16 protein-coding genes and 1 tRNA gene are annotated in these 15201 nt (G+C 67.2%); 7 read left to right on the top strand and 10 right to left on the bottom strand.

Annotation, left to right across the window (positions count from 1 at the left end):
• The 4 genes from HNP52_RS06180 to HNP52_RS06165 are packed head-to-tail and all read left to right on the top strand — an operon-like array spanning position 1 to position 4893.
• Complete coding sequence (locus tag HNP52_RS06180; RefSeq protein ID WP_184163913.1) at positions 1-1305, top strand: hypothetical protein; 1305 nt, start codon at positions 1-3, stop codon at positions 1303-1305.
• Between the two features lie 3 nt (positions 1306-1308).
• Positions 1309-2577: a hypothetical protein gene (locus HNP52_RS06175; RefSeq protein WP_184163910.1), complete on the top strand. Its 1269-nt coding sequence runs from the start codon at positions 1309-1311 to the stop codon at positions 2575-2577.
• Between the two features lie 3 nt (positions 2578-2580).
• A complete protein-coding gene (locus HNP52_RS06170) occupies positions 2581-3510 on the top strand; it encodes a hypothetical protein (protein ID WP_184163907.1) in 930 nt (309 codons plus the stop codon).
• Positions 3511-3513: 3 nt separating this feature from the next.
• Positions 3514-4893, top strand: a complete 1380-nt coding sequence (locus HNP52_RS06165; protein ID WP_184163904.1) for a hypothetical protein — start codon at positions 3514-3516, stop codon at positions 4891-4893.
• 28 nt (positions 4894-4921) lie between these two features.
• Here the strand turns inward: HNP52_RS06165 and HNP52_RS06160 are convergent.
• The 8 genes from HNP52_RS06160 to HNP52_RS06125 all read right to left on the bottom strand — a co-directional run bounded on the left by HNP52_RS06160 (position 4922) and on the right by HNP52_RS06125 (position 10822).
• A tRNA-Val gene (locus tag HNP52_RS06160) sits at positions 4922-4997 on the bottom strand.
• A gap of 65 nt (positions 4998-5062) precedes the next feature.
• Positions 5063-6028: a hypothetical protein gene (locus HNP52_RS06155; RefSeq protein ID WP_184163901.1), complete on the bottom strand. Its 966-nt coding sequence runs from the start codon at positions 6026-6028 to the stop codon at positions 5063-5065.
• A 124-nt stretch (positions 6029-6152) separates the two neighbouring features.
• Positions 6153-7085: a hypothetical protein gene (locus HNP52_RS06150; RefSeq protein WP_184163898.1), complete on the bottom strand. Its 933-nt coding sequence runs from the start codon at positions 7083-7085 to the stop codon at positions 6153-6155.
• 33 nt (positions 7086-7118) lie between these two features.
• A complete protein-coding gene (locus HNP52_RS06145; protein WP_184163895.1) occupies positions 7119-8531 on the bottom strand; it encodes an NAD(P)(+) transhydrogenase (Re/Si-specific) subunit beta in 1413 nt (470 codons plus the stop codon).
• 4 nt (positions 8532-8535) lie between these two features.
• A complete protein-coding gene (locus tag HNP52_RS06140) occupies positions 8536-8814 on the bottom strand; it encodes an NAD(P) transhydrogenase subunit alpha (protein ID WP_184163892.1) in 279 nt (92 codons plus the stop codon).
• A gap of 24 nt (positions 8815-8838) precedes the next feature.
• A complete protein-coding gene (locus HNP52_RS06135) occupies positions 8839-9474 on the bottom strand; it encodes a hypothetical protein (protein ID WP_184163889.1) in 636 nt (211 codons plus the stop codon).
• Between the two features lie 89 nt (positions 9475-9563).
• Positions 9564-10685 carry an NAD(P) transhydrogenase subunit alpha gene (locus HNP52_RS06130; RefSeq protein ID WP_184163887.1) on the bottom strand — a complete coding sequence of 374 codons (1122 nt, stop codon included), beginning with the start codon at positions 10683-10685 and terminating at the stop codon, positions 9564-9566.
• Positions 10682-10822 (bottom strand): aa3-type cytochrome c oxidase subunit IV, encoded by a 141-nt coding sequence (locus HNP52_RS06125; RefSeq protein WP_184163885.1) that lies wholly within the window; start codon positions 10820-10822, stop codon positions 10682-10684. Before HNP52_RS06125 ends, HNP52_RS06130 begins: the two co-directional genes overlap by 4 nt.
• Before the next feature lie 151 nt (positions 10823-10973).
• On the opposite strand from HNP52_RS06125, the gene HNP52_RS06120 reads away from it, so the two are divergent.
• Both HNP52_RS06120 and HNP52_RS06115 read left to right on the top strand, forming a co-directional pair.
• Positions 10974-12401 (top strand): sigma-54 dependent transcriptional regulator, encoded by a 1428-nt coding sequence (locus HNP52_RS06120; RefSeq protein ID WP_184163883.1) that lies wholly within the window; start codon positions 10974-10976, stop codon positions 12399-12401.
• Between the two features lie 15 nt (positions 12402-12416).
• Positions 12417-13097 (top strand): DNA alkylation repair protein, encoded by a 681-nt coding sequence (locus HNP52_RS06115; protein WP_184163881.1) that lies wholly within the window; start codon positions 12417-12419, stop codon positions 13095-13097.
• Here HNP52_RS06115 and HNP52_RS06110 read toward each other — a convergent pair.
• On the bottom strand, positions 13094-13594 hold the full coding sequence (locus HNP52_RS06110; RefSeq protein ID WP_184163879.1) for a DUF2306 domain-containing protein: 501 nt from the start codon (positions 13592-13594) through the stop codon (positions 13094-13096). The genes HNP52_RS06115 and HNP52_RS06110 overlap by 4 nt on opposite strands.
• Positions 13595-13784: 190 nt before the next feature.
• Between HNP52_RS06110 and HNP52_RS06105 the strand changes: the two genes are divergently transcribed.
• The gene (locus HNP52_RS06105) at positions 13785-14546 is read left to right on the top strand and encodes a LytTR family DNA-binding domain-containing protein (RefSeq protein WP_184163876.1); all 762 of its coding nucleotides are present in this window, start codon (positions 13785-13787) and stop codon (positions 14544-14546) included.
• A gap of 220 nt (positions 14547-14766) precedes the next feature.
• Here the strand turns inward: HNP52_RS06105 and HNP52_RS06100 are convergent, their stop codons facing one another.
• Positions 14767-15198, bottom strand: a complete 432-nt coding sequence (locus HNP52_RS06100; protein ID WP_184163873.1) for a hypothetical protein — start codon at positions 15196-15198, stop codon at positions 14767-14769.
• Positions 15199-15201: the final 3 nt, after the last annotated feature.

The raw sequence follows: 15201 nt of genomic DNA, 5'->3' as shown, positions 1-15201 counted from the left end.
ATGAACGCTCCCGCTATTGTCGCCCCGGAGGCGACGCCCCGGCCCGAGGTGCGCGCCAAGGTGCGCGAGATGCTCGCCGCCACCCCGTCCTTCCACCAGCTGCCGGCGGACACGCAGATGCAGGTGGCGCGGGATACCGCGCTGATCGCCGATGCGCTGGTCGGCCAGGCCGAGGCCGGCACTCAGTCGGTCACCGCGCAGCCGATGGCGGAAAAGAGCCAGTGGGAATCGAACAAGCAGGCGGTCGACGATATCGGCAAGGAGGAATTCTCCGCCGGATCGCTGATGGCGGGTGCCCAGGCCGCCGGCGAATTCATGCGGCAAGTGAATTTTGTCGAGTTTGTTTCGGGACTTATCGACGGAGTCTTCAACTCGATCATCACCTCGAACATCCAGCAGATGGAGGCCTATTCGAAGATGGTCTCCGACGTGTCCAAGTCGCTCAACCAGTTCCGCGACGACAACACCACCTCGGATGACGGCAAGGACCAGCTCTGCGAGCAGTTCCCCGACCTGTTCGATATCGGCGCCGACGCTTTCTCCGGGGGCGGCGCCGCGCAGCTGCGCATCAAGGACGGCGCCGATCTCGATGCCGGGCTCCAGCGCGTCCGCGACACGCTGGGCAGCCATGCCGACAAGGAGATCGATTCGATCGACGTCACCGATCCCGAAGTGCAGGAAACGCTGATCAAGGCGGCGCGCGGCCAGATCGCCACGTCGCGCCAGCAGCTGCTCGCCACCATGGTGATGATGGGCCTGTCGCGCATCGTCGTCACCAACGGCAAGATCCAGGCGAAGATCCTCTACGATTTCAACGCGTCGAGCCAGCGAACCCTGTCGCGCACCGCCATGGCCCGCGACTATGCCCGCGACGCCTCGGGCAACCTCGCCGTCACCACCGACGGCGAAGGCGAGAGCGAGCGCGGCGGCACCAGCAAGGGCGATTACAGCGGCAGCTATCAGAGCGGGAAGTCGAGCTACAGCGGCAACTATGATTCCGATTACTACACCAAGGGCAAATACAAATATTCGCAGAAGCCGGTGATGACCGCCCAGGCGGTGGCAAGCGACCAGAGCACCGACCAGATCAGCGCCAAGGCCAGCCTGGCCGGCCTGGTCGATGTCAACTTCAAGTCGGACTATCTGCCGCTCGAGAAGATGGCGACGCCCGAGATGATCGCGGCGATCCAGATGCGCTCCAAGCCGGTCGATCACAACAAGCCGCAATATACGCCGGGACCGGCCCCGGCGCCGGCGGCGCCCGCTCCCGCCGCCACGCCGGCGCCCGCACCGGCGCACGCCTGAGCCATGGCACAGGCCCTCGCCTCCGAGCCCGATCCGCAGGCGCCGGCGCTGTACGGCGGCCCTGGCGGCATGACGCCCGCCGCGATCGCCCGGGTCCGCCCCAAGGTGCAGGCGATGCTCACCGGCATCCCGGCCTTCGCGATGCTGAGCAGCCTCGAACAGGCCAAGCTCGCCAACGACATGGTCAAGGTGCTTGCCTATATCGACGATCCCGCCGGGGTGGTCGAGGACACGGCGCTGGGGGCCCCGCCACCTGCGGCAGGTGCGATGGCCGCGCCCGCGCGCGGGCTCGCCGACGCGAACGAGCAGACCCGCCAGAACCTCTCCAAATCCCCCGGCTTCGCGGGCAAGGACTTCGTCGCCGGTGCCGCCGCGCAGGGCACCGAACAGTTCACAAATCTCGTCCATAATGTTGATTTTCCTGCATTTGTTGGCGGGCTCATCAACAATGTCTTCAAGTCGATCGTCGAAACGACGATCGAGCAGATGCGCGCCTATGCCGAGCTGATCTCCGCCGTCGCCAAGACCGCGGAGGAATATATGGCCGAGAATATCGGCATGGGTCAGGGCCGCGATTACATGGTCGATCGCTTCCCCGACCTGCTCGCGCTCGACGTCGACGAGGATAGCGGCAAGTCGAAGCTGCGCGTCACCGGCGAGGACGAGGAAGCCGCGCTGAGCGAGATCCACGCGACGCTCGGCATGAGCGGCCCGGCCCCGTCCGACCTGAGCGAGGAGGAGACCGAGATCGGCTTCGTCAATGCCGCGCGCATCGTCATGGCCAAGTCGCGCCAGCAGCTGCTCGCCTCGATGGTGATGCTGGGGATCAACCGGATCGTGGTGACCGACGGCTCGATCACCGCCAAGGTGAAGTTCGACATGCGCGCGACCGACCAGGCCAAGCGCGACTATCGCGCCTCGGCCTATGACCGCCAGTCGAGCCGCAACCGCAATGTCAGCGCGTTCGGCGGCAGCTTCCTCGGCTTTGGCGGCGGCTCGGTGAACGTCAACGAGCAGTCGCATGTCGCCACCGTCAGCACCGCGGTCAACGAGACGAGCGAATCGCAGCTCGAGCTTGCCGCCAAGATGCAGGGCGAGGTGCGGGTCAACTTCAAGTCGGACTATCTGCCGCTCGAGAAGATGGCGACGCCCGAGATGATCGGCGCGATCCAGGGCAATTCGATCCCGCCGCCGCCACGTGGCGGTGCCGCCCGCCCGCCCGCGCCTGGTGCCGCCGCGCCCGCGCCCACCCCCGCCCCGGCAGGACCCTGAGCGATGCTGCACACCAATGCCCTTGCCCTGGCGCTCGAAGCCGAGACCTCGGTGCCGCTCGGCCTGGTCCGCGCGGTCGACGATGCCGAGCGGCTGCTGCTCTCGGCCCATGCCCATGCGACGATGCTCGCCGAGCTCGGCGATATCGAGCTGCCGCCGGCCGCGCGCGCCGATGCGACGCAGATCCGCGCGATCGCCAGCCTCTATCTCGCTTCGACGCTGGAGATGGCGGGACTGATCCAGGCGGCGGACGACTTCACCCGGCTGATGCGCACCGGCGCGCTCGACGGCGAGATCGGCGATGCCGCGCCGGCGGTCGAGCGCTTCTGGCAGAGCCGCGACGAGCGGCCGAACGAGGCCGAGCGGCTGTCGCTGTTCGGCCGGCTGTTCGGGGCGCCGACGGGTCCGGAGGATGCCAGCGCGCGGGCCAATGGCGAGTTCGAGGAGCTGCTGCTCAACCTGTGCGACGCGATCATGAAGGCCGCGGACGGCGGCAGCCAGGGGCGCGCGCGCCAGGCGGTGATCCAGGTCGCCGAGAATGTCTCGGGCGCGGCCAGCGGCATGGTGCTGATGCTCGCCCGCCAGATCCTCGACACATTGTCTCAGGCGATCGCGATCCTAAATAACGGGCAGGTGCGCACGCTGCTGCATGCGCGGACGCTTTGGGACGCGGTGGGGGCGATCGATCGCAAGTTCCGCCGCACGCCGCGGCCGACGCTCACCCTGCTGCGGCGCGGCCGTGCCGGAATGGCGGTGCTGGCCTGGCTGGCCGAGCATGTCGACACGATCGAGACGGCGGGCGGGGCGTTGGTCCAGCCCAATGATCCGGTGGTCGATTCGGCGGTCGACTGGGTCGACGAGACGCTGTCGATCGTGCGGGGGCAGAATGGGGCGGCACCTCCGTCCGCCAGCTGGCGCGACCTGGGGAATTGAGCGGTGGTGGCGCTGGCCGATCCACCGCCGGAAGTACGCGGCGCGGTCCGCGATTCGCTGGTCGGCGCCGAGGGTTTCGAATCCCTCCCCACCGCCGACCAGCGCGAAATCGCGAACGCGCTGGTGCGGATCGCCCATGCCGCCCAGCTCTTCGAAGCCGAGGCGGCGCCGAGAAAAGGGGGACCGGCGGTCGCCGCCGGCATGAGTGCCGGCGAACATTATTCCGGCACCGCGGTAGCCGGCGTGGCGGGCACCACCCACGCCGTTCTGCGGGCCATCAGCTTCCCGCGATTCGTCGCGGAACTGGTGAACGGAATCTTCCGCGCGATGGTCGACACCAACCAGCAGCAGCTCCAGCAATATATCGAGCTGGTCCGCGGCGTCTCCCAGTCCCTCGACGGCTTCGCCTCCACCGGCGGCTCAAGCGACGACCCCGCCAAGCGCTGGATCGCCGACCAGTTCCCCCAGAGCTTCCGCATCGAGGAACCCGAAGCCCCCGACCCCCGCGACATCCCCGACCCCGAGGACACCCCCGATCCGGTCCGCCTGATCCCGGTCGGCGCCCCGCCCACGGTCGATGCGGTGCGCGCAGCCCTCAACCTCGAGCCCGATACCGCGATCCCCGGCACCGATGCCCAGCAGCTGATCCCGTTCGTGCGCAGCAGCCTGGCCCGCAACCGCCAGCAGATGCTGGCGACGATGGTGCAGATGGGCATGCAGCGGATCGTGATCGATTCGGGCCGCATCGCCGCCTCGATGCGCTTCCACATCGACGCGCAATCCGCCGCGCGCGAACAGGAGCACAGCGGCTTCGACACCCGCACCACGGTGGGCGCAAGCGCTTCGGGCGGGTTCGGCTTCTGGAGCGCATCGGCATCGGTCAACTCGACGATCGGCTATGTCCGCACCGACGACGTCACCACCAACGAGAGCACCAATGTCTCGGCCGATCTCGACAGTTCGGTGGAACTGCATTTCCGCACCGATCAGGTGCCGCTCGACCGGATCGCCTCGCAGAACACCGTGGAGCGGCTGCGGCTCAACACGCTCAATCCGGAGCGCGAGGCGGCCATCGCGGCGGAGACCGATCGCGCCCGCATCACCGCCAATGGCGCCGCCAACCCGCCGACACCGACGCCCACGGGCGGGGCATCGAGCCTCGCCCCCTCCCAGACAGTGACGCCGCCCGCGCTCGCGCCGATTACGCCACGCGGAACCGGAACCACAGGCGGCGGCACATCGACGCCACCCCCGCCGGCATCCGGCACCGCACCGCCGCCGACGAGCGGATCGGGAACCGGTACCGGCTCAGGAACTGCAACAGGCACCGCCACGCCCCCGGTCACCACAGGCTCGGGCACTGCTCCCGCGCCGGTACATTGAACCGCGCATCGGCTGCGATATCGGGGGATGGTGGGCGCTGACGGGCTCGAACCGCCGACCCTCTCGGTGTAAACGAGATGCTCTACCAACTGAGCTAAGCGCCCGGGCATGATGCCGGTGGCGCCCCGATGCCAAAGCCCGCGCCTCGGGGCAAGCCCCCACTGGCGCGCTAGACCAGACCGAGCCCCGCGCGGCGCACCGCGCCGACATAGGCGCGCATGCCCGCAAGCGCCTTTTCGCTCAGCACGATATAGGCACGGCGGCGATCGCCTGGATCCGCCTCGCGGCCGAACAAGCCGGCCTCGTGCATGGTGCCGATCCAGCGCAACGCCGTGGTCGGCGGCACCGCGGCCGCGATGCACAGGCTGGAAACGGATACGCGCCGACGCTCGAGACTGGCCGCGAACAGGTCGAGCAGCATGTCCCAGGCCGGGTCGGCGAACAGCTCCGCTTCGAAATATTGTCCGCGCAGACGGCGTGACCGGATCACCGCCCGAATCTCCGCCGAGGCGATATCGGGCACCGGCTCATCCGGCCCGCGATAGCCCAGGTCCGGCGCGCGGACGCCTGTCCGTCGTTCGATCTCGTCTTCTTCGGCCAGCTCGCCCCGCGTCAGCCGTGCCAGCGCATCGGCGATCCGCGCGACTTCCTCGTTGAGCCGGCGCAGGCGCGCGGTCTCCGAATCGCGAGTGACATCATTCCACGAAGCATGCGGCGTCGCTTCGCCCTGCGCACGCGCCAGCACCAGCGCGGCGAGCAGCTCGGATGCGCTCGGGTCACAAAGAAGCTGGGTGCGCGAGACCCCGAGCAATGGGCCGGCAAGGTCGATCCGATCAGCCGAGAAGATCGCGACGAGCGCCGGTCCGGCCTGGCCATCGCGCGCCGCCAGGGTATCGAGCAGCGATAGCAACGGGGCTTCCGCCACCGCGCGCGCATCGAGCAGGACAAGATCGAGCCGGGCCGCATCGAGCAACGGCCCGGCATGGCTGGGATCGACCATGTCGCGGATCCGGATCCCCGCCATGGTCGCGGCCTCCACCACCTCGGCACTGCCCGCGCCCGTAACGAGCAGCGCGTTGAACGCCTGCGCCAGCGTGTCGCGGTTCGGGAGGGGGGCCGCGGGAAAATTCGCCATCGCCTGCTCGGCTAGAATGTCCCGGAGAGGCCCAGCCTCCGGAACGGATTGCTCTATCCGCTCCGTTTCGGAGCTTGTGGCGCGACCCGGACAGGCGGCCGAATCATTGCCTGTCCGTTCCGGATCAGTCCACGACTGATCCGTCGGATTCGGCTGCAAATACCGAAGCTTCGCTCTCATCGCCGAGAAGTTCGCGCGTGGCGCTGGCAAGCAGGCCAGGGCCCAGCGCCAGGCCCGCTGCAAAGAATATCGCCCCTACCACGCCGAACAGGATCTGGTTGACCAGCGGCATGGCGAATTGCCGTGCGGCAAATGCTTCGGCGGCAGCACGCATCTGCTCCTGATCGCCATTGGCGGCAATCAGCGCAGCGAAGTAATCGCCCATTACGAAGGACACCACGATGCCGATCGCAACGGCAAAGATCAGCGTGATCAGGAAATAGCAGGCGAACAGCATCCAGAAGCGGCCGCGGGTCAGCTCCCAGGCAGCATCGACGCTGATCCGCCGGCGATGGAAGGTAAGCGGGAAGATCAGCGAGATGCGCACCTCCGCCCAGACCACCGCGCAGACAAAGGCGAGGAACAGCAGGAACGAGATCGCCCCCGTGATCATGCTCGTGCCCAGCGCGAAGCCGAGCACCGTGATGACCAGAAGCAGCAGCAGCTCACCCACCAGGATCGCGGCAAACGCCGCGACGCAGACCATGATGACCAGCCCGAACATGCGGAACTCGTCCATCCCGATCCGCATGAAGGCAAAGCCACCCTCCTGCGGGCGCAGCATCACGCGGAACACCGCGTTCATCAGCACCACGACGAGGAATAGCAGCAACAGGTTCATGAGCAGCATGAGGCTGAACATCGGCCCTGCCCATACCGACATCGCCGTGCTGGGATCCGCGGATATGGGCATGACCGTGCCGGCCACCACGAAGCCCATCACCAGCGAGATCGCCAGCGCGCCGACACAATAAGTCACCGCCCAGATCGCCACCGAGCCGGGGCGTTCGCGCAGCAGCCCGAACGCACCACCCAGAATCGAACCCACGCTCGCCATGCCAAGTCCCCCCATTCGTTCCAGGCATCCGCGTCAGTCGAGGCTCTTAACGATCTCCTCGACCATCTTCTTCGCGTCGGCCAGCAGCATCATCGTGTTGTCGCGATAGAACAGCTCATTGTCCACACCGGCATAGCCGACGCCGCCCATCGAGCGCTTGATGAAAAGCACCGTCTTGGCTTTTTCGACATCGAGCACGGGCATGCCGTAGATCGGCGACGACTTGTCGGTCTTGGCGGCCGGGTTGGTCACGTCATTGGCGCCAATCACGAAGGCGACGTCGGTCTGGGCGAACTCGCTGTTGATGTCCTCCAGCTCGAACACTTCGTCATAGGGCACGTTCGCTTCGGCGAGCAGCACGTTCATATGGCCCGGCATGCGCCCCGCGACCGGATGGATCGCGTATTTCACGCGGACACCGTGCTCCTTGAGCTTGTCGCCCATCTCCCGCAGCGCATGCTGTGCCTGGGCGACCGCCATGCCGTAGCCGGGCACGATGATGACCTGCTCGGCCTGGCTCATCAGGAAGGCCGCGTCCTCCGCGGAGCCGCGCTTCCACGGCCGGTCGATCGCCGCACCGCCGCCGCTCGTATCGGCGACCGCACCGAAGCCGCCGGCGATCACGCTGATGAAGCTGCGGTTCATCGCGCGACACATGATGTAGCTGAGGATCGCGCCCGACGAGCCGACCAGCGCTCCGGTGATGATCATCGCGCTGTTGTGCAGCGTGAAGCCCATCGCGGCGGCGGCCCAGCCCGAATAGCTGTTGAGCATCGACACCACGACCGGCATGTCCGCGCCGCCGATCGGCACGATCAGCAGGAAGCCGATGACGAAGCTGAGCGCGGTGACCGTCCAGAACACCCAGGGGCTCTGGTCGGTGACGAAATAGCCGACCAGGCCGAGAATGCCGGCCAGCACGGCCAGGTTGATGACATGGCGCCCCGGCAGCAGGATCGGCTTGCCCGACATGTTGCCGTTGAGCTTGAGGAAGGCGATCACCGAACCCGAGAAGGTGATCGCGCCGATTGCCACGCCCAGACCCATCTCGACCCGGCTGACGCTGAGGATCTCGCCGTCCGCACCCAGGATGCCGAAGGCACCCGGATTGAGGAAGGCAGCCGCGGCGACCAGCACCGCCGCCATGCCGACCAGCGAGTGGAAGGCGGCAACGAGCTGCGGCATCGCGGTCATCGCGATCCGCCGCGCGGTTACGAAGCCGATCACGCCGCCGATCGCGATCGCCGCGCCCAGCTCGATCGGGCTGGCGATCTCGTGCGTGATCAGCGTGGTGACCACGGCGATGCCCATGCCGAGCATGCCGAGCCGGTTGCCCCGCCGGCTGCTCGCCGGGCTGGAAAGCCCGCGCAGCGCGAGAATGAAACAGATGCCCGCCACCAGATAGGCGAAGGCGACCCAGGGATTGATTGCTGCCCCCTCGTGCATCGGCTCAGCCCTTCTTCTTGTACATGGCGAGCATGCGCTCGGTGACGGCGAAGCCGCCGAAGATGTTCACGGATGCCAGCGCCACGGCGACAAGGCCGAGCCACTTGGCAACCTCCGAACCGGTCGCAGCCGACGCGATCAGCGCGCCGACGATGATCACAGAGGAAATCGCATTGGTCACCGCCATCAACGGCGTGTGCAGGGCCGGCGTGACCGACCAGACCACGTAATAGCCGACGAAGCAGGCCAGTACGAAGATCGACAGGATCGAGATGAAGTCCATGTTATTTCCCCAGTTGCCCCAGCCTCAGTCCAAGACTGATCCGATGGCTGGCGGCACGAATGAGATATGCACGCTATCTGCGTCCAAGCTGGTGAGAGTCAGCTGGAGGCCGAAATACTTGGTCGATGCCGGTAGTTGGGCGATATCGATCCTGAACGGATCCATGCACAACTCGTCAATCCTTCCAACCGGCGCAGTGCAGAGGCGAAAGGTGCTATTGCGCTTACCATTGCCGATAAGATCGAGCTCCATGGTCACCACCGGCCCATCCGCATCCTCGAAGATCGACAGCGCCAAAGGCCCAGGAAGCGCGTGATGGTTCCACGGATCGAACTTGCCGAGCATATACTCGTACTTGACCGTAGACCCCGCATAATATTCCCGCGCGAAGGTCGATGAATAATTGTCCAGGACACGATCGCCATCGGTGTCCTCGAGGCATTTGAAGAAATCCTGCTTCGGACGCCGGGACACTTCGCAATAGATTAGGCCGGGCAGGACCGAAGGAGCCATGATCGTGCCGACTGGAATCAGGACGTTCCCGTCCACAATCACATCCCGGTTCAATCGTACGGCACCAGCGGGCGCGATTTTGACGAGACCAACCCGCTGCTTCTTGCCCACGATCAGTTCCGACCCATCAGGAATCGTTGCCGCCATCTTCCACGCGAAGCGAACCGACTTAACCTGAGCGAAAGCCGTCGCGGGAAGTAGCATCAGAACACTCGCCGCTAAAAGCACGGCGGACCTCACCCGAGCAGCCTCTCGTTCACTACCTTGCCGCCCTGAGTCAGGCGGATGGCGTTGCCGATTTCCTCGTCGAGGACCGGCTTGCCCTGCTCCTTGTCCCAGAAGGCGGAGAGGAAGTTGAACAGGTTGCGCGCGAACAGCGCCGAGCTGTCGGCGGCGAGACGCGACGGCACGTTCCTGTGCCCGACGATCTTCACGCCGTGGATCGTCACGATCTCGCCGGCGACCGCGCCTTCGACATTGCCGCCGGCCTCGACCGCGAGGTCGACGATCACACTGCCCGGTTTCATCGTGGCGATCTGCGCATCGCTGATCAGCCGCGGCGCGGGGCGTCCCGGGATCAGCGCGGTGGTGATGACGATGTCCTGCTTGGCGATATGCGAAGAGACGAGCTCGGCCTGGGCGGCCTTGTATTCGTCGCTCATCTCGGTGGCATAGCCGCCGGTGCCTTCGCCCTCGATGCCCTTCATCGCCTCGACGAAGATCGGCTTGGCGCCGAGCGACAGGATCTGCTCCTTGGTCGCCGCGCGCACGTCGGTCGCGGAGACCTGGGCACCGAGGCGGCGCGCGGTGGCGATCGCCTGGAGCCCGGCAACGCCCACGCCCATGACGAAGACCTTGGCGGCCGAAACGGTGCCCGCCGCGGTCATCATCATCGGGAAGGCGCGGCCATATTCGGCCGCAGCATCGAGCACTGCCTTGTAGCCCGACAGGTTCGACTGCGAGGAGAGGATGTCCATCGACTGCGCGCGCGTGATGCGCGGCATGAACTCCATCGCCAGCGCCTCGAATCCGGCCGAGGCATAGGCATCGACCCGGGCGCGTTCGCCGAATGGATTGAGCCCCGCGACGATCCAGGCACCAGGCTTCGCGCCGGCAAGGTTGGCCGGATCCGGTCCCTGCACGCCGAGCACGATATCCGCATCCTTGAGCGTTGCGGTCCGCGCGCCGACGGTGGCGCCAGCATCGGCATAGGCCTGGTCGGCGATCGATGCATCCGCGCCCGCACCGGCCTCGACCGACACTTCGGCGCCGAGGCCGACGAACTTCTTCACCGTTTCCGGAGTCGCGGAAACACGCCGCTCGCCGGCGGCGGCTTCCTTCAGGACCGCGATCTTCACTTGGCGGAGATCAGGAAGACGACGAGTGCAGCGATCAGGGCAACACCGACCGTGCCCCAGGTCATCATCGCCTTGAAACCATTCCACGTCTGCTCGTGCGCCTTGAGCTGCGCGGCATTGTCACCGGTGTCAGCCATTCGTCTCTCCCCTGAAACTTTATGCAGCGACTGTAGCCACCAGCGCCGGCTCCCTCAACCCCGCCGCAGCTTCAGCAAGCTTAAGCCCGCCTTTACCCATCTGCTTTATCACGGTCGGCCTGAAACGGGACAGTAGGGACATGGAAGAGCGATGACGCGCAACGGCCAGCGCCTCCTGATGCTGATCGACGATGAGCCGGCCCAGCGCCGCCTCGTCGCAGCAATTGCCGCGCGCCGCGGCTGGAAGACGATCTTCGCGAGCGAGGCCGAGACCGGCATCGCCACGCTGGGCACACCCGACGGGATGGCGCTCGACGCGATCATCCTCGACCACGCCTCGCCCGACGCCGACGCGGCGGCGCTGATCGCCGAGCTGCGCGAGCGCCGGCCCCAGCTGCCGATCCTGATGCTCACCGCCAATGGTTCGGTCGCCAACGCCGTCAACGCAATGCGCGCCGGCGCGACCGACTTCCTGGTCAAGCCGCTCGCCGCCGAGCGCCTGCTGGCCGCGCTGGAAGCGGCCGTCGGCGGCAAGACCGCGGGCGAACTGCGCCCGCTCACCGAAAAGCTCTCCGCGCCGCTCGCCTTCGACGAGATCGTCGGCAGCGCGCCGCAGTTCCGCGCGGCGCTGGCCATCGCGGCCAAGGCTGCCCGCGCCCGCGTGCCCGTGCTGATCGAGGGAGAAAGCGGCGTCGGCAAGGAAGTGGTGGCCGAGGCGATCCACGCCGCTTCGCCGCGCAACAAGAAGGAAATGATCTCGATCAACTGCGGGGCGATCCCCGCCAATCTGGTCGAGAGCGAGCTGTTCGGGCACGAGAAGGGCGCCTTTACCGGCGCCTTCGAGCGCAAGATCGGCCGATTCGCCGATGCCGATGGCGGCACCATCTTCCTCGACGAGATCGGCGAGATGCCGCTCGACGCGCAGGTCAAGCTGCTGCGCGTGCTCCAGTCGGGCGAGATCCAGCCGATCGGCGCGCGCCATGCCCGCGAAGTCGATGTCCGGGTGATCGCCGCGACCAACAAGACGCTGCAGGCCGAAGTCGAGGCCGGACGCTTCCGCGAGGACCTGTATTACCGGCTCAATGTCGTCCAGGTGACGATCCCGCCACTGCGCGAACGCACCGGCGACATCCCGGCGCTTGCCCGCCACCTGCTCGCCCGCATCGCCGACCAGCCGGGCCTGCGCGAGCTGGGCATCACCGACGACGCGCTCCAGCTGCTGGGCAGCTATGACTGGCCGGGCAATGTCCGCCAGCTCCAGAACGCCCTGTTCCGCGCCTCGGTGCTTTGCGACAATGACGGGCTGACCCGCGCGGATTTCCCGCAGATCGCCCAGCTCGCCGCCGGCCGCCCCATGGGCAATGGCCATCAGGCCCCAGGCGCGAACAATGCCGGCGTCACCCTGTTCCGCCCCGACGGCAACCTGCGTGCATTGGACGAGATCGAGGCCGATGTGATCCGCCTGGCGATCGGCCATTATCGCGGACGGATGACCGAGGTGGCCCGCCGGCTCGGCATCGGGCGCTCGACGCTCTACCGCAAGCTCGGCGAGCTGGGGATCGACCAGAGCGCTGCCTGAGCCTAGCCTGCGGCCATGCTGGCCGACGCGCTCCACCTGCTCGAACAGGCCGCCGAACCGGGCGTGGCCGAAGGCATGCCGCGCTTCGGCATCACCACGGCGGACCGCGTGATCGGCATCAAGGTCGGCACCATCCGCGGCATCGCCAGGGCGTTCGGCCGGGACCAGGCACTCGCCGAGCAGCTCTGGGATGCCGGGATTTACGAAGCACGGCTGCTCGCCTGCTTCGTCGGCGAGCCCAGCGCCCTCACTGCCAAAGGCATGGACCGCTGGGCAGCGGGTTTCGACAATTGGGCGACCTGCGACACTGCCTGTTTCGACCTGTTCGACAAGAGCCCGCTGGCCTGGGACGCCGTGTCCCGCTGGGCAGGCGACGAGCGCGAATTCGTCCGCCGCGGCGCCTTCGCGCTGCTCGCCGGGCTGGCGTTGCACGCGAAGAAGCTGCCGGACCAACCCTTCCTTGCGACACTGCCCCTGATCGAGGCCCATGCCGGCGACGACCGCAACTTCGTCAAGAAGGGGGTGAGCTGGGCGCTGCGGGCCATCGGCATGCGCAACCCCACCCTGCACCACTCGGCCAGCGAGCTCGCCGAGCGGCTCTCCGCCGTACCGCTTCCCGCCGCACGCTGGATCGGGCGGGACGCGGCGCGCGACCTGGCGAGGCCGGCGGCCAGGCGGAAGGCCGGGCTCGGCTAGAGCATCAGCCAGTTCCACAGCAGCCGGCCGGGCAGGAAGGCGAACAGGCCCGGCAGCAGCAGCCCGGCGCCGTAGAGCGTCCACATCAGGCGCTTGTGCACGGCGATCCGGCCCATCCGGGCGGCACGGATGGCGCGGAACAGGGCTAGGAAGACCAGCGGGACGAACAGGTGGATCGGGCTGAACTGGCCATGATTGATCGTCCGGATGAAGATCGCCGAGCCTGCGGCCACCAGCATCAGCACCGCCCAGATCCGCCCGAGCAGCTTGTGCGTGGCATCGCCCTTGCGCGCCAGCAACACCCACAGGCCGAGCGGAATCGCCGGCAGCACGCTCGACAGGTGGATCAGCACCGCGACCTGCCTGGCTTCATAGGTGGACGGCGCCACGCCCATCAGCACCCGCGCCACCGCGACCATCGTCGCTCCGGCCAGTATCGCGGCGACCGCGAGCATCGCCCCCTTGGCAAGGCGCGACAGATCCTTCGTCCCGCCCATAACTTCTTCCCGAACCCCTGCATGACTGGCCATTGCTTGCCTCCCGACGCTATTGGCGGGACCAGCATGGCCGGTGGCGGCAGTCGGACAATCGCGTCTGCGCCGCCGGGCCGATTGCTGCGTGGGCGGGCAGGCGCGCGCCGGGCGCTGCCATTTGGCGAAGCGCGAACGGGACGGGGGACGAACGAAGTTGGGCAGTGCGCGGCGAATCCTGATCGACTGCACGATCATCTTCGGCGTGGGCCTGGTGCTGGCGCTGATCGGCCCGTTCGGCAGCTTCGCGGCGCCGTTCGGCCTCAGGCTGCTCTACTGGCTGGCGATGAGCTATGCTGGCTACTTCCTCTATTTCCCGGCGATGACCGCCGCGAACCATTTCGCCCCGAAGCTCGACCTGCCCGAATGGTCGCTATGGGCCGCCGCCAGCGTGCTCGTCAGCCTGCCGATGAGCGTGGTGGTCTGGGCCGCCAACCTGATCTGGCACCCGGCGCGCTGGCCGACGCTCGAGCAATGGATCGCCCATTATTTCAACGTCGCCGTGCTCGGCGGACTGGTCTGCGCGCTGTTCTGGTTCACCCGGAAGCGGCGTATGGCCGGTGCCGAACCGGGCCCCGTACAGACCGCACCCACCGGCGAGCCTGGACTGCCCCGGCTGGTCGAGCGCCTGCCCCCGCACCTGCGCGCGGCACCGATCGCGCTGGAGATGGAGGACCATTATGTCCGCGTCCACACGCAGCACGGCTCGACCCTGCTGCTGATGCGGATGCGCGATGCCGTGGCCGAGCTGGACGGCATGCCGGGCGCGCTGGTCCATCGTAGCTGGTGGGTGGCGCGCGAAGCAGTGACCGGCACCCGGCGCGACGGACGCAATGTCCGGCTGCTACTGACCGGCGGGATCGAGGCGCCGGTGGCGCGCGCGCAGGCACCGGGGCTGGAAGCCGCGGGCTGGTTCTAGGCGCTCCAACACGGCGGAGGCCGCGACTCGCGAAAGTACACAAAGTACAGGCCAAGAGCCGGTTTTACGGCCCGCTATCTTCCCTGTTTTCCTGGGTTAGCCGCGCATCCCGCAATATTGTTGCGCGCGCGTGATCCTATTTTCCTGCAGCGTCAAAGAGCGGCCGGCCAGGAACCGGCCGCCCGAGACAAGCAGGCGAAATCCTACATTGCAAGCCGGCTCAGCGTACCGCGACCAGCTTCGCTTTCGACAAATGCCAGTTCACATCGGCCGGGTTGGCGCTCACCCCGGCAACAACGCGATGGAGCGTATAGCTGCCGCGGAAATGCTGGCGCTTGCCGTTCTTGAGCGTGGCATAGACATCGACCGGCACGGTGATCCAGCGCTGGCTCATGCCCGCATCGGCGTTGATCGGATTGCGCGTCTCGACCCGGCTGTGCGCCGTCGCGGCGAAGCCCTGGCGGAACGCGGCGAAGCTCTTGCCGCTGGCCTGGCCACCGCGATCCCACAGACCATAAGCGGTGCGGAAATCGCCGCGTTCGATCGCAGCGTAATAGGCCTGGACCGTATCGCGGGCATCCTGCGGGCCCGGCTCCCGGGCAAGTGCCGGCATCGGCGCGGCGACCAGGGCGAGGGCAAGGGCGAGACGCATGGT

This window comes from Sphingomonas kyeonggiensis (assembly GCF_014204495.1).
GTDB lineage: Bacteria > Pseudomonadota > Alphaproteobacteria > Sphingomonadales > Sphingomonadaceae > Sphingomonas > Sphingomonas kyeonggiensis_A.
The sequence above is the reverse complement of the archived record's forward strand: the minus strand, read 5'-3'. Positions and strand labels throughout refer to the sequence as shown.

Excerpts from the sequence above, each read along its gene's own strand:
- HNP52_RS06110 (WP_184163879.1), bottom strand. The coding sequence starts at position 13,594 with ATGGGCGGGACGAAGGATCTGTCGCGCCTTGCCAAGGGGGCGATGCTC.
- HNP52_RS06170 (WP_184163907.1), top strand. The coding sequence starts at position 2,581 with ATGCTGCACACCAATGCCCTTGCCCTGGCGCTCGAAGCCGAGACCTCG.
- HNP52_RS06180 (WP_184163913.1), top strand. The coding sequence starts at position 1 with ATGAACGCTCCCGCTATTGTCGCCCCGGAGGCGACGCCCCGGCCCGAG.
- HNP52_RS06115 (WP_184163881.1), top strand. The coding sequence starts at position 12,417 with ATGCTGGCCGACGCGCTCCACCTGCTCGAACAGGCCGCCGAACCGGGC.
- HNP52_RS06145 (WP_184163895.1), bottom strand. The coding sequence starts at position 8,531 with ATGCACGAGGGGGCAGCAATCAATCCCTGGGTCGCCTTCGCCTATCTG.
- HNP52_RS06175 (WP_184163910.1), top strand. The coding sequence starts at position 1,309 with ATGGCACAGGCCCTCGCCTCCGAGCCCGATCCGCAGGCGCCGGCGCTG.
- HNP52_RS06155 (WP_184163901.1), bottom strand. The coding sequence starts at position 6,028 with ATGGCGAATTTTCCCGCGGCCCCCCTCCCGAACCGCGACACGCTGGCG.
- HNP52_RS06120 (WP_184163883.1), top strand. The coding sequence starts at position 10,974 with ATGACGCGCAACGGCCAGCGCCTCCTGATGCTGATCGACGATGAGCCG.
- HNP52_RS06100 (WP_184163873.1), bottom strand. The coding sequence starts at position 15,198 with ATGCGTCTCGCCCTTGCCCTCGCCCTGGTCGCCGCGCCGATGCCGGCA.
- HNP52_RS06125 (WP_184163885.1), bottom strand. The coding sequence starts at position 10,822 with ATGGCTGACACCGGTGACAATGCCGCGCAGCTCAAGGCGCACGAGCAG.
- HNP52_RS06135 (WP_184163889.1), bottom strand. The coding sequence starts at position 9,474 with ATGGCGGCAACGATTCCTGATGGGTCGGAACTGATCGTGGGCAAGAAG.
- HNP52_RS06150 (WP_184163898.1), bottom strand. The coding sequence starts at position 7,085 with ATGGCGAGCGTGGGTTCGATTCTGGGTGGTGCGTTCGGGCTGCTGCGC.
- HNP52_RS06140 (WP_184163892.1), bottom strand. The coding sequence starts at position 8,814 with ATGGACTTCATCTCGATCCTGTCGATCTTCGTACTGGCCTGCTTCGTC.